The sequence below is a fragment of the Nonomuraea maritima genome (assembly GCF_900100395.1).
In the GTDB taxonomy this organism is placed as follows: Bacteria; Actinomycetota; Actinomycetes; order Streptosporangiales; family Streptosporangiaceae; genus Nonomuraea; species Nonomuraea maritima.
Genome location: NZ_FNFB01000001.1, coordinates 117,054 through 128,313 on the forward strand (window position 1 = coordinate 117,054; position 11,260 = coordinate 128,313).

Below are 11,260 nucleotides of genomic sequence, written 5' to 3' on the forward strand. Positions count from 1 at the left end.
GTCGACGTCAGTACGCTCCGCAGCGACGTACGACGAGGAGTGCCAGGGCCCGCGTGACGTCGCGCAGCTCCGCCAGGCTGACCTGCTCGCGGGGGGCGTGCGCGTACCGCACGTCGCCGGGGCCGTAGTGCAGGGTCGGGATCCCGGCCGCCGCGTAGAGCCGTAGGTCGCTCCCGTACGGGGCCGCCGTCCGCGCGGGCCGCGCGCCGGTCACGTCGGCGACCGCGCGGCCGACCTCGTCCAGCAGCGCGTGGCCCGCGGGCAGCCGGCCGCTGGCGAACTGCCCGCCCGGCCACGTCACCACCGGCGGGTGCTCGCGCAGCCACGGGTCGGCGACGCTCGCCACGGCCTCCTCGAACGCGGCCCTGGCCGTCGCCGGGTCCTCGTCGAGCCGCACCCCGAGCCTTCCCTCGGCGACCAGCAGGTCGGGGACGCTGCTGGACCAGTCGCCGGCCCGCACGGTGCCGATCTCGATCGGGTACGGCATCGGGTTGCCACCGAAGATCTCCGGCACGTCGCGGTTGCGGGCGGCCTCCAGACGCCTGATCGCCTCGAACACCGGCCAGAACACCTCGACGGCGTTGACGCCCTCGTAGCGCGTCGCGCCGTGCGCGGCCCGTCCTGCGATCTCCAGCCGGAACGTCAGCGCCCCCGCGTTGGCCGTGATGACGCTGCCGCTCGTGGGCTCGGTGATGACGGCGGCCTCTGCGGTGTGGCCCCTGTCGAGGGTGGCGAACGCGCCCAGCCCGCCGTCCTCCTCGCTGATCACGCAGTGCACGGCCAGCGGCCTTGCCAGGCGTACCCCCGCCTTGGCGACGGCCCTGGCGACGGCCAGGTTGGCGACGAGGCCCGCCTTCATGTCGCACGCGCCCCTGCCGTGCAGCACGTCGCCGGTGATGCGGGCGGCGAACGGGTCGCTGCCCTCCCACTTGGCCAGGTCACCGGTCGGGACGACGTCGACGTGGCCTTGCAGGGCGAGCGCGGGCGGGCCCTCCGCGCCGGTGGTGACGGCCACGACGCCGTAGCCCTCGGTGCGCGGGGCCTCGGTGCCGGGGAAGCCGGGACGCGCGGTGAGCTCGGCGAGGTCGAGCTTCCAGACGTCGACGTCCATGCCGGCTTCGGTGAGCATGCGGGCGAAGTCGTGCTGGAGGTCGGACTCGGCGTCGGTGCCGGTGATGCTGGGCACCCGGACGGTTTCGGCCAGCAAGGTGACGGTCTCGGCCTCGTCGAGGGCGTCGAGTACCCGGGCTTCCATGTCGTGCATGGCGACACCTTCTCATGAACCCGAATCCGGTTCCATGGCGATACAGGGCGTGCGCAACTGGCTGAGTTGGATCATGGTGACGCCGTTCGCGGCGTGGGCGGGACTGCGGCTGAGCGGCTTCGAGCCGGACTGGCCCTGGGTGCCCGTCGTGGCGTTCACGCCGTACGCGGCGGGGCTGGCGGTGGTGGCGCTGGGCCTCGCCTGCGCGCTGCGGCGGTGGGCGGCCGTCGCGGTGGCGCTGGCGTCGGTGCTGGCGATGGCGTTCGCGGTGCTCCCCCGGGCGCTCCCCGACGACGTCCCCGCCGCGCGGGGCCCGGCGCTGCGGGTGCTCGCCGTGAACCTCATGGTGGGCAAGGCGGACACGGACGCGCTGACGGCTCTCGTCGGGCGTACCCGTCCTGACGTGCTGGCGTTGCAGGAGCTCACGCCGGCGGCCCTGCGGCGGCTGGAGGCGGCGGGGCTGCGCCGGACGCTCCCGCACGCGGTCACCCGGCCGCTGAACGGGGTCGGCGGATCGGCCGTGTACGCCCGCCACCCGCTCGAGGCCGGGACGGCGATCAACCTGGGCGGGTTCGGCCAGGCGAGGGCCTGGCTGGCGCATCCCGGCGGGGAGCGGATCGAGATCGTCTCGGTGCACCCGTGCGCACCCAGCCGCCACGGGAGGCAGCCGTGCTGGCAGGCCGGCCTGGAGGCGCTGCCGCGCGCGGGCGGCGAGCTGCGCGTGCTGGCGGGCGACTTCAACGCCACGCTCGACCACCTGCCGATGCGCGACCTGCTCGCCTCCGGGTACCGCGACGCGGCCGACGTGACAGGACGCGGGTTCCAGCCGACCTGGCCGCAGAGCTCCGCGCCGCTCGGGGTGGCGATCGACCACGTGCTGGCGGACCGGCGGATGGCGGTGCGCGACTTCGCGGTGCTGGCACTCCCCGGCACCGACCACCGCCCGGTACTCGCGGAGCTCAGCCTGCCGTGAGCGGGCTCACCCGCAGGTCGCTGAAGCGTACGGGGAAGCCCTTGCCGACGGGGGCGGCCGCCATGGCGCCGGCCAGCGCGGGACGTCCCGGCGGGAAGTGGGCCAGGCGCAGCATGGTCTCGCCCGGCTCGGCGTCGAGGCCGTAGCGCACGGTCACGGCGTCGCCGGCCCGCTCGAGGACGAACGTCACCTGCCGGGCCGTCCCGGCGAGCGGCACCACCGACCAGTCGGAGTACTCGCGGGTCACGACGGTGCTGAGGTGGAAGCCGCCGTCGACGTACTCGACGCCGGCCTTGATCCAGTGCTGCTCGTCGATCCTGAGCACGACGCCGGCCTGGTCGTACTGCTCGGCGTACGCGCCGGTGAAGGTGACCGACAGCCGCAGGTCGCCGGGGAGCGTGCGGCCGAACATGTGGGCGGTGTCGTAGGTGTAGCCGTAGTGGGTCCGGCGCCACAGGTCGGTGCCGGGTTCGCAGAAGAGGCTGAGGCCGTCGTCGGCCGTCCACTGGCGTGGGGGGTTCAGCCATGTCCAGTCGGTCTCACCGAAGGCCATGATCATGAACGTCCATCCTGCCACGCCGGGCCCGTGCGGACGGGGTCGATCGACACATCCCGGGACGTCGGGGTTCTGCCTGCTCGTAGACTTGACCCGTGGAACAGCCCAAATTCGAGATTCAGATGCTGCACGACCGGGTCATGATCCAGCTGGAGAAGGAGGCCGAGGAGCGGCGCAGCGGCTCCGGCATCGTCATCCCCGCGACGGTCAAGATGGCCAACCGGCTCTCCTGGGGCGAGGTCTGCGGCGTCGGCACGAACGTGCGCTCGGTCAAGGTGGGCGACAAGGTGCTGTTCAACCCGGAAGACCAGTTCGAGGTCGAGGTGCACGCGCAGGTCTACCTCGTGATGCGCGAGCGCGACCTGCACGCGGTGGCCACCCAGGAGACCGACCACGGCACCGGGCTCTACCTCTGAGTCAGAGGCGGTACCACGGCACGTACGCCTGCGCGAGCGCGATCAGGTCGATGCCCACGGTGCGCAGCCCGGCGTACACGATCACGGCCGCCACCGCCACCGTCACGATCAGCACCAGGATGCGCACCAGCCAGCCCCGCCGCATGTACCACTGCGTCCAGGCGTGCAAGGTGCGCCTGCCGAACTCCAGCAGCTTGTGTGCCCAGGCGAACTCGGTGGCGAGCACGGCGAGGCCCGCGAACACGACCAGCCACCCCGGCCCGGGGAACGGCACCATGATCAAACCGCCCACCACCATGACCGTGCCGATGAAACCGATCACGATCTTCAGCGTGAGCGCCCCTGTGCGGGTGGAGCGGATGCCGTCGAGCCACCCCTTGAAGCCGCCACGACGGCCGGGCGCATCGGAAGGCCGCACGGCGTGGCCCTTCATGACGTCGGCATCGCCGATCTCGGAGTTCTTCACCTGCACCCTTACCCCCGGCAGTCAGTGTGCCACTCAGGATACGGCCCGCTCCCCCGAGCCATGTGCAGACGCACAGCAAAGCGCCAAACCCGTCCTAGAGTAAAACTTCCCGCCCATACAGGCGGTTTCTGGCATGCGTCGGTTAATGTCTGTTATGCCCGAAGTATTGCTCCGTACCGCGACTGGTCCGATACGCATGGCCGCCGTCGAAGGTGCCGTGCTGCCCTACGAGCATCTGTGCAACGACCTGCGCTGGGGCGCCGGCATCGACTCCGACCCCTACCGCTGGCTGGCCGAGGAACGCACCGTCACGGAGGAGCTCCGTGAGCTGCGCCTCGCCGGACGGGTCGGCCTCGTGGTCGACCTGACGTGCATGGGCATGGGCCGCGACGCCTCCGGACTGGCCCGCATCGCCGCCGCCGGCCGGGTGCCGGTGATCGCCTCGACCGGCCTGTTCGCCGACCCGTTCAGCGACGTCGGCGACCGCGACGTCGACTCCCTCACCACCCTGCTGATGGACGAGATCCTCAACGGCCTCGACGGCGTGGGCGTCTTCCCCGGTGTGATCGGCAAGGTCGGGTGCTGGGGGCCGAAGCCCACGCCCCGCGAGGAACGGTTCCTGGTCGCGGCCGCGCGGGCGTCCCTGCGTTCGCGCCTGCCCGTCGCCACCTACGGCCAGGACGGCCTCGGACTGCTGGAGATCCTGCTCGGCCAGGGCCTGCCGGCCTCCCGGGTGGCCGTCCACTGCACCGGCACCGACGCCGGCGCGGCCAGGAAGATCGCCGAAGCGGGGGCGTACGTGAGCCTGGGGTTGCTCGACCTCGGCCCGGACCAGGCGGCCAGGATCGCGCTCGGCCTCATCGAGGACGGCCACGCCGACCGCCTGCTGACCAGCACCGGGCTCAGCCGGGTGGCGCAGGTCCGCAAGTACGGCGGCCCCGGTTACGGCGACCTGTTCGAGACGCTGCTGCCGCGCCTGCGCGCGGCGGGCACGGACGACGCCCTCATCCGCCTGATCACCCACGACAACCCGCTGCGCTGGCTGACCGAAGGTCTTTCCTGACGGTACGGTGGCGTCCGTGTCGTGTTGGGTGATCAGCGGGCCGCCCGGGGCCGGGAAGTCCACGGTGGCGCGCGAGCTGCTCGCCCGCCTGTCCCCCGTGCCCGCCCTCCTCGACAAGGACACCGTGTACGGCGACTTCGTCACCGAGGTCCTGCGCGCCCACGGCCGTCCGGACGGCGAACGCGAGGGCCCCTGGTACGACCGCCACGTCAAGCGGCACGAGTACGCCGGGCTCACCAGGACCGCCCGGCAGATCCGTGAGCACGGCTGTCCCGTGCTGCTGGACGGCCCGTTCACCACGCAGGTGCACGACGCCGACCGGTGGACGGAGTGGGTGGCCGAGCTGGGCGGCCCGCCGGTGCGCCTGCTGTGGGTGCGCTCCGACGGTCCGACGCTGCGCTCGCGCCTCGCGGCGCGCGGGCTCGGCCGCGACGCGGGCAAGCTCGCGGCCTTCGACTCCTATCTGCGCGACATCCGGGTGGACGAGCCGCCCGCCGTACCGCACCTCGAGATCGACAACCGGCCGGGCGCGCCGCCGATCGGGCGGCAGCTCTCCCGCGCCGGCATTCAGTCGACCCGGTAGTCGTCGTCGCGGGCGTCGAGGACGGCCATGTGGCCCGGCAGGTGGCCGATCGCGTACTCGACGCCGCCGGCCAGCACCGCCGCCTGCGGGGTGACGCCGCACGCCCAGAACAGCGGCACCTCCCCCTGCCGCACCTCCACCGGGTCGCCGTGGTCGGGACGGGCCAGGTCGCGGATGCCGATCGCCGCCGGGTCGCCCACGTGCACGGGCGCGCCGTGCACCATCGGGTAGTGGCCGCTCACCTCGACGGCCGTCTTCACCAGCTCCTCCGGGACAGGACGCATCGACACCACCAGCGGCCCCGACAGGCCGGCGGTGGCTTCACAGGGGACGTTCGTCACGTACATCGGCACGTTCGTGCCCGCCTCCAGGTGCCGCACCGGCACACCGGCGGCGAGCAGCGCGCGCTCGAAGGTGAAACTGCACCCGATGAGGAACGGCACCAGGTCGTCCCGCCAGTGCGCGACCACGTCGTCGAGGTCGGCCACCGCGCGGCCGTCGCGGTAGAGCCGGTAGCCGGGCAGGTCGGTGCGGAGGTCGCCGTCGAACAGCGCGGTTGACCAGGCGCCCGGTTCGCCGACGTCCAGCACGGGGCACGCCTGCGGGTTCCGGTGGGCGAACAGCAGCAGCTCGTACCTCAGCCGTTTGGGGACGGCGATGAGGTTGGCCTGCGTCCAGCCCCGGCACCAGCCTGCGGTCGGCGTCCGCACGCCGCCACGGAACCGTTCCCGTGCCTGCGCGGGAGTCAGCTCACCGACGTCCACCCCTCAACCCTACGACCGCCCTCGCCGCCCGACCAGAGCTCCGGTGCCCGGTCAGTACTCGACTTCGAACGTGTGCGGGCCGAGTTCGTACCCGGTTCCTCTCGGCACCACGTACCCGCACTCGACCAGTCTGGCGAGGCTGTCGCGCACCTGGTCCTCGGTCAGGCCGCAGGCGCGCACCAGGCCGTCGAAGTGCGCGCGTCCCGACTCGACCGCCCGGGAGGCCACGGCCTCGTACACGTGGATGTCGACGTCCGACAGCGCCTGGACGTCCCGAACCTTGATCATGACCGCTGCCTCGCTCCCTCTCTCAGCCGGCCCGGATCCACCTCCCGATCCGGGTAGCGGCGCAGGTACTCGTTCTCCAGCTCTTTGGTCCGCGTCGTGTGCGTGGCCAGGGCGTCGTCCGAGCCGTGGAAGAAGGTGTCGCTCCGGGTGGCGTGAAGGTGCCGCAGCTCGCGGATCATGTCCTCGTCACTGAGCTGGGCCGGATCGATTCCCATCGTCGTCATGGGCTTCCTCTACCCGACAGCCGTTGCCCATATCTGTCCAAAAATCACGACATACACCTCATTGGCACCTTGCGCCCACTTACATCCCGTACATCCCACCGCAGCGGGACACGGCCGACCGCCCCTGACACCGAACCTCGACGAGAACCACGAATGTGATCGACTCAGACTCCCCGCACGGCATCCGGCATGGAATGATGTCGGCGGAGACCTGTCTCCGTACGGCGGGCGCCACGACCGGATCCGATGCTCTAGCCTTGACATGCGCGGAGCTCGACACGGTCTTCAGGCACTCCACCGCGCACCACAACTTCATAAAGGGGCGGTAGCTCAGCCGGTCAGAGCATCGGACTCATAATCCGTGGGTCGTGGGTTCAAGTCCCACCCGCCCTACTCATCCCGTCACCACATTTGTCGGCTGACCAGGGATTTCGCAGAGTCGGCGATCACACGGGCAGGCAGCGAGAAGCAGCCCTGAGCAGTCGTGTGCCATCGGTCGCGGAACATACGCGGAATAGATCTTGGGGCGTTTCCGCAGGCCAGACAGAACAAAAGACCTCGGTAAAGGACCGGGGTCTTTTGTATTCCGGGTGGTCACTCCGTCAGCGCTTCCGTGATCCGCTTGTTCGCAGCCTCGCGCTGTCCGTCGATGCATTTGGCATACACCTTGAACAGCACATCCACTCCGTGACCCGCCCGCTCGGCTGCTTCCGGGGCATGGACGCCCGCGTTGAGCCAGAGAGACGGCCGCGTGCCGCAGGTCGTACGGCCGGGCAGCCAGCGGGGCCCGAGAGGACCGCGCCGGTCCTCGTACGCAACAGCCGGCCGTCTTGCGCCACGCCGTGCTGTGCGAGCGGGCTGAAGCACCGGGACGTGAAGACGACCCGCGTCGTGCCGATCCCACCCGAGTTGGTGGCCATCCTCCGTGAGCACAAGCGCCCGCAGCATGGCGCCACGGAATCGCCCGACGTACGTGACTGCCGTCAGCAGCTCCCTGGCCTGACTCGGGTTGACGACCGAGCGCCGATCGATCTCGCCGCTCACCTTGGCCTTACGAAACTTGACCTTGTGCAGCGGATTTGCCGAAAGCTCTTCCAGCTCCACAGCGTGTTCAAGGCGGCGGCGCGGCGCGCCGCCGCACCCCGGCCCTTCGCCCGCCCGCCGTCCGGGCGTGCGGCCTGGGGGCCGGTCCCGAACGGCGGCAGGACACCGGGCCGGGCACCGCACGCCAGCCCCGCCGTACCAACCGAACGCCCCGGCCGGGGTTGCCGCGCCGCCACACAGATGCAGCCCTACGATCACCACTGCATGGCCGGTCGTCATACGTGGTCGGGGGCGATCGACGATCCAGGGTTCGTTCCTCACCCTGGCTCACCGAGCAACGTGGTTGATCTCTGATACCAAACTCCGCCGAAGCACCTCTGCGTGCCGCGCTCGCCGGGTTTACATCGGCGCCTGTGGAGAGGTGCAGCCGGGTGGAGATGAACGCCATCCTTCCCTGCCGCCGGAGGGCGTCAAGGGGTACAAATGTCTTTCATCAGGTCCCAGAAGGACCTGTGACGATTGGCGCCGGCCTTCCAGCCCGCGAGCAGCCACGCCTCCCACTCGCCATCAGAGGTCATAACGTGGGGGTTGAGGAGTAGGAGTCCGTCCCACAGCCCGACCAGAAGGGTGTCAGGCACATATTCGTTTCTGATGTTGTCGCTGCTCTGCTCCTTTCCGTAGACGAAGTAGAGGTCATCGGGCACGCTCGGGCGCTCTTCACCCATGGGCGAGGTCCAGGCTTCGACCGCTGAGGGCCAGACGTCACGGAGCCAGCCGACTTCCGCGACCGGTGCCACGGAGTACTCCTCGATGCCCCAGCCGTTGGAGAACAGGAGGAACTGCCGATAGCTCGGCGGCAGTCTCACACCCAACCGCTCTTCGAGTTGACTGACTTCAAATTCACTGGCCGGGGGGTGGAGACCGTGACCCGGCGGCAACGGCGGATGGTCAGGGCCTTCGGCCACCGGTTCATCCTCCGGCAAGAGATCAGACCATGTGTACGCGGCACTCATGGAGGGCGACGGTATCGGCCACGACTGACTTTTGCGTGACGCTCCTGGGAGCCAAGCTGGGAGCCATCGGGCCGGACGACCTTGCACCGGGCCGGACTGATATGGACAGACGCCACGTGCGCGACCTGCGTGGCGAACGCGCCTGAACGCCCTCGCACATCGTTTGGGGACCTACGGAACAGAAGGTCAGAGGTTCGATTCCCCTCGTGAGCTCTACGTCAGAGTGCGATGGGACGATAGGCCAGCGCCTGATCAACGACCTGTGCCGCTGTGAGCTCAGCTTCTTCGGGCCAGAAGATCAGGTCGGAGACATATCCCGAAGGACACACGAGCGAGCGGTCCATTGTCTCCAGCCAGCCGTCGAGTTCCCGCTCGTCTGCGTACTCCCCGTCCATGATCCGCTGTAGGAGATGGCTTCCCCGCGATTCAGATGCACGCCCAACCGGTACCCTTCCGTCCCCCTAGTTCAAGCTTCGACTACCGCCTGTACGTCTGATGGCACTGTGCAATATACGTGCAATGATCATGGCTTCAAGGGCGGCAAGACCGAGTCCTGCCGCAGGTGGAAGGTCATCTCTCGGTTGCAACGGTCACGCGCTGTAAAACCGTCGGCTCAGCCTACGTAACTTCGGATCTTGCACCTGCCGCCAGCAGAACACCAGCTCAGAGGCCCTACTGGGCCTCTTAAGGGATGCACAGCCGCAGCCGGTGCCGCCGTGAGCGGCGGTTTGTGGCCCTTCCCGGTACATGCTCGGATGGATCTTGGTCGCCCCAGGTCGGGGCCCATGATACGGAAGAGCGGTTCGTGGGGGATGCAGTGATTCGGCGTGGAGTCCGCCGGTCCCGAAGGTGTGCGCCGGCCGTGCCGGGGGTGTTCTAGGCTGAGCGCTCCATCCTGCGACCACCTGGGGGTCTCTTGCTTCCGTTACCGGCGATTCCTCCTCGTTGGGGGGTGCCCGTGGCGGCTCTGGCGGCTCTGGCGGCCCCCGCCTCGCGCACCATCTGGCGCCATCTCCCCGAAGAGGCGATCTACAGGACGGTGTTCATCCGCTGTCCTTTTGCTCTGGCCGAAGACGCTCCCGTATACGCTGGGCCACCTGGCTACGAGGATGTGGGCTGGTTGATGGAGATCAACTGGCAGGTCGTGTCCGCGGAGTCGTACGGCTGGCCCACCCTGACGATGGCGCTGGGACTGAGCGCGACCCTCGCCCTTCGGGGCAGGCGGGGAACACTCGCCGGATGGCTGACGGCGGCCCTATTCGTGGTGGTCGCCATAGTGTTCACCATCCCCGACGCCTTCGAGATCGTCTCGGACAACTGCGTGTACACACTCCGTTTCGTCGGATGGGATCTGGTGGAGCGCGGGCCATTCCTGCATTACTTGGCCGGCGCAGTGCTGGTCCTGTTCCTGACGCAAGTTCGGCGCGAGGGCGCGCACCTCAACGCCCTGTTGGAGGGAGCGTGACCGTAGTCCTGGTCTGCAGGACTTTCGATGAACAGCATGGCGACTGGCTCGGAACGGTCCTGGTCCGTAGATCAGAGACCCACGGACCAGAAGGGCGCGTGCGCGTTCGGACAGCGATCAGCGGGGAGTCACGGGGACTCGGTGGCACTCAACTCACGTACGCCCGAGTCGGTGTTTCCCCAGCTCAGAACGCATGATCTTGAGAGAGTTCCCGAGCTGACAGTCCTACGTGAGGCGTTGCCGCGCTCAGGGCTTGTCGGGGCAATCGGCTTCCACCCACATGGCGGTCAGGTCTCGGCAGACCACCATGACTGTTCCCGTGCGGAAGGCGATCTCATGACTGCATCCATCGGGGTGCGGCAGGATCTCGTCGAGGATCACTGCACTGCGCGGCTCGATCCCAGAAGGTGCGGCGACGTCGATTCTGTAGTCCGACACACCCTCGTAACGGACAAGTAGGTCCTCTTCATGCTTCCAGCAGTTGTGCCGGAAGGCGAACTCCATGAAGTTCTCACCGGCGGTTTTGCCGAACGAGACCCGCTCCAGCGTGAGGTCCTTCACGCATCGCGGACCGTGGAAGTCGTAGTGCAGGGAATCCGCCGCGAACGCACGAGCGCCCGCCGGTAGCGTCTCGAAGAACTCGGGAAGCCGCTCCAGGTACTCGGTCGGGTCGGTGACACCATGGACGACACCACCGGGCAGGGCCATGGAGGCGTTGAGGTCGACGTACTTCATGCGTCGATCACGTCCAAGGCATGCGGGTGCGACCGCTGCGGAACATACACGGAATGATCTTCATCGCAGTCACCATGCCACAGTCCGTAGCCGCAGGCCACCGCGTTTTGGAGCCACCACGGCCGATCCACTCATGATCCGTGGGTCGTGGGTTCAAGTCCCACCCGCCCTACCAGGTAATTCCTTGGTCCGATCCAACATTTATAGAGATCGGTAAGAACTGTGCCGGACCAATGCCGGACCATCCAGCAATTCAAGCCTTACGGGCCCTCGGGATGACTGCCACCGCGGCCTCAGCTGCGGACTCGGCCAGCAGCGCGAGGCCGAGACGCGCGGATGGTTGCTCGGCGGCTGCTCGCGGGCACGGACCGGGCACACACGAACCCGGCCGGTAGATCCTCTCGGA

Annotated in this window: 16 protein-coding genes and 1 tRNA gene; 7 read left to right on the forward strand and 10 right to left on the reverse strand. The window is 68.9% G+C overall.

Features of this window, described 5'->3' with window-relative positions; translation table 11 throughout:
* Positions 1 to 7: 7 nt before the first annotated feature.
* Entirely contained in the window at positions 8 to 1,264 is a 1,257-nt protein-coding gene (locus tag BLR04_RS00600; RefSeq protein WP_090758435.1) for an ArgE/DapE family deacylase, read from the reverse strand.
* A 34-nt stretch (positions 1,265 to 1,298) separates the two neighbouring features.
* On the opposite strand from BLR04_RS00600, the gene BLR04_RS00605 reads away from it, so the two are divergent.
* Positions 1,299 to 2,237, forward strand: coding sequence for an endonuclease/exonuclease/phosphatase family protein (locus BLR04_RS00605; RefSeq protein WP_090758437.1), 939 nt, complete (start codon positions 1,299 to 1,301; stop codon positions 2,235 to 2,237).
* Here the strand turns inward: BLR04_RS00605 and BLR04_RS00610 are convergent.
* Positions 2,224 to 2,790, reverse strand: a complete 567-nt coding sequence (locus tag BLR04_RS00610; RefSeq protein ID WP_245739920.1) for a DUF1349 domain-containing protein — start codon at positions 2,788 to 2,790, stop codon at positions 2,224 to 2,226. The two genes, BLR04_RS00605 and BLR04_RS00610, sit on opposite strands and share 14 nt — an antisense overlap.
* Before the next feature lie 98 nt (positions 2,791 to 2,888).
* Between BLR04_RS00610 and BLR04_RS00615 the strand changes: the two genes are divergently transcribed.
* Complete coding sequence (locus BLR04_RS00615; RefSeq protein WP_090758439.1) at positions 2,889 to 3,209, forward strand: GroES family chaperonin; 321 nt, start codon at positions 2,889 to 2,891, stop codon at positions 3,207 to 3,209.
* Between the two features lies 1 nt (position 3,210).
* On the opposite strand, the gene BLR04_RS00620 is transcribed toward BLR04_RS00615, so the two are convergent.
* Complete coding sequence (locus BLR04_RS00620) at positions 3,211 to 3,675, reverse strand: TIGR02611 family protein (RefSeq protein ID WP_245739922.1); 465 nt, start codon at positions 3,673 to 3,675, stop codon at positions 3,211 to 3,213.
* Between the two features lie 196 nt (positions 3,676 to 3,871).
* On the opposite strand from BLR04_RS00620, the gene BLR04_RS00625 reads away from it, so the two are divergent.
* Together BLR04_RS00625 and BLR04_RS00630 are read left to right on the forward strand one after the other, a co-directional pair.
* The gene (locus BLR04_RS00625; RefSeq protein WP_245739923.1) at positions 3,872 to 4,738 is read left to right on the forward strand and encodes a phosphotriesterase family protein; all 867 of its coding nucleotides are present in this window, start codon (positions 3,872 to 3,874) and stop codon (positions 4,736 to 4,738) included.
* A gap of 7 nt (positions 4,739 to 4,745) precedes the next feature.
* Entirely contained in the window at positions 4,746 to 5,321 is a 576-nt protein-coding gene (locus BLR04_RS00630) for a P-loop nucleotide/nucleoside kinase family protein (protein ID WP_393491518.1), read from the forward strand.
* Here BLR04_RS00630 and BLR04_RS00635 read toward each other — a convergent pair.
* The 3 genes from BLR04_RS00635 to BLR04_RS00645 are packed head-to-tail and all read right to left on the reverse strand — an operon-like array spanning position 5,306 to position 6,597.
* The gene (locus tag BLR04_RS00635) at positions 5,306 to 6,085 is read right to left on the reverse strand and encodes a putative hydro-lyase (RefSeq protein WP_090758444.1); all 780 of its coding nucleotides are present in this window, start codon (positions 6,083 to 6,085) and stop codon (positions 5,306 to 5,308) included. The genes BLR04_RS00630 and BLR04_RS00635 overlap by 16 nt on opposite strands.
* A 51-nt stretch (positions 6,086 to 6,136) precedes the next feature.
* Positions 6,137 to 6,373, reverse strand: coding sequence for a helix-turn-helix domain-containing protein (locus BLR04_RS00640; protein WP_090758446.1), 237 nt, complete (start codon positions 6,371 to 6,373; stop codon positions 6,137 to 6,139).
* Positions 6,370 to 6,597 carry a DUF6158 family protein gene (locus tag BLR04_RS00645; protein ID WP_090758448.1) on the reverse strand — a complete coding sequence of 76 codons (228 nt, stop codon included), beginning with the start codon at positions 6,595 to 6,597 and terminating at the stop codon, positions 6,370 to 6,372. The genes BLR04_RS00640 and BLR04_RS00645 overlap by 4 nt, the downstream gene beginning before the upstream one ends.
* Positions 6,598 to 6,916: 319 nt before the next feature.
* Between BLR04_RS00645 and BLR04_RS00655 the strand changes: the two genes are divergently transcribed.
* A tRNA-Ile gene (locus BLR04_RS00655) sits at positions 6,917 to 6,990 on the forward strand.
* Positions 6,991 to 7,191: 201 nt separating this feature from the next.
* Here BLR04_RS00655 and BLR04_RS41175 read toward each other — a convergent pair.
* From BLR04_RS41175 to BLR04_RS00670, 3 genes are all read right to left on the reverse strand, one after another.
* The gene (locus BLR04_RS41175) at positions 7,192 to 7,701 is read right to left on the reverse strand and encodes a hypothetical protein (protein ID WP_218128669.1); all 510 of its coding nucleotides are present in this window, start codon (positions 7,699 to 7,701) and stop codon (positions 7,192 to 7,194) included.
* A gap of 410 nt (positions 7,702 to 8,111) precedes the next feature.
* Positions 8,112 to 8,654, reverse strand: a complete 543-nt coding sequence (locus BLR04_RS00665) for an SMI1/KNR4 family protein (protein WP_143021912.1) — start codon at positions 8,652 to 8,654, stop codon at positions 8,112 to 8,114.
* 218 nt (positions 8,655 to 8,872) lie between these two features.
* Positions 8,873 to 9,049, reverse strand: a complete 177-nt coding sequence (locus BLR04_RS00670; protein ID WP_090758454.1) for an e9imm peptide — start codon at positions 9,047 to 9,049, stop codon at positions 8,873 to 8,875.
* Positions 9,050 to 9,289: 240 nt separating this feature from the next.
* Here BLR04_RS00670 and BLR04_RS42660 point away from each other — a divergent pair, with 240 nt between their 5' ends.
* Together BLR04_RS42660 and BLR04_RS00680 are read left to right on the forward strand one after the other, a co-directional pair.
* Positions 9,290 to 9,475, forward strand: coding sequence for a twin-arginine translocation signal domain-containing protein (locus BLR04_RS42660; RefSeq protein WP_425413416.1), 186 nt, complete (start codon positions 9,290 to 9,292; stop codon positions 9,473 to 9,475).
* Positions 9,476 to 9,612: 137 nt separating this feature from the next.
* The gene (locus tag BLR04_RS00680) at positions 9,613 to 10,119 is read left to right on the forward strand and encodes a hypothetical protein (protein ID WP_143021913.1); all 507 of its coding nucleotides are present in this window, start codon (positions 9,613 to 9,615) and stop codon (positions 10,117 to 10,119) included.
* Positions 10,120 to 10,365: 246 nt separating this feature from the next.
* Here BLR04_RS00680 and BLR04_RS00685 read toward each other — a convergent pair whose 3' ends face one another.
* Positions 10,366 to 10,854 carry a hypothetical protein gene (locus tag BLR04_RS00685; protein WP_090758460.1) on the reverse strand — a complete coding sequence of 163 codons (489 nt, stop codon included), beginning with the start codon at positions 10,852 to 10,854 and terminating at the stop codon, positions 10,366 to 10,368.
* Positions 10,855 to 11,260 lie beyond the last annotated feature (406 nt).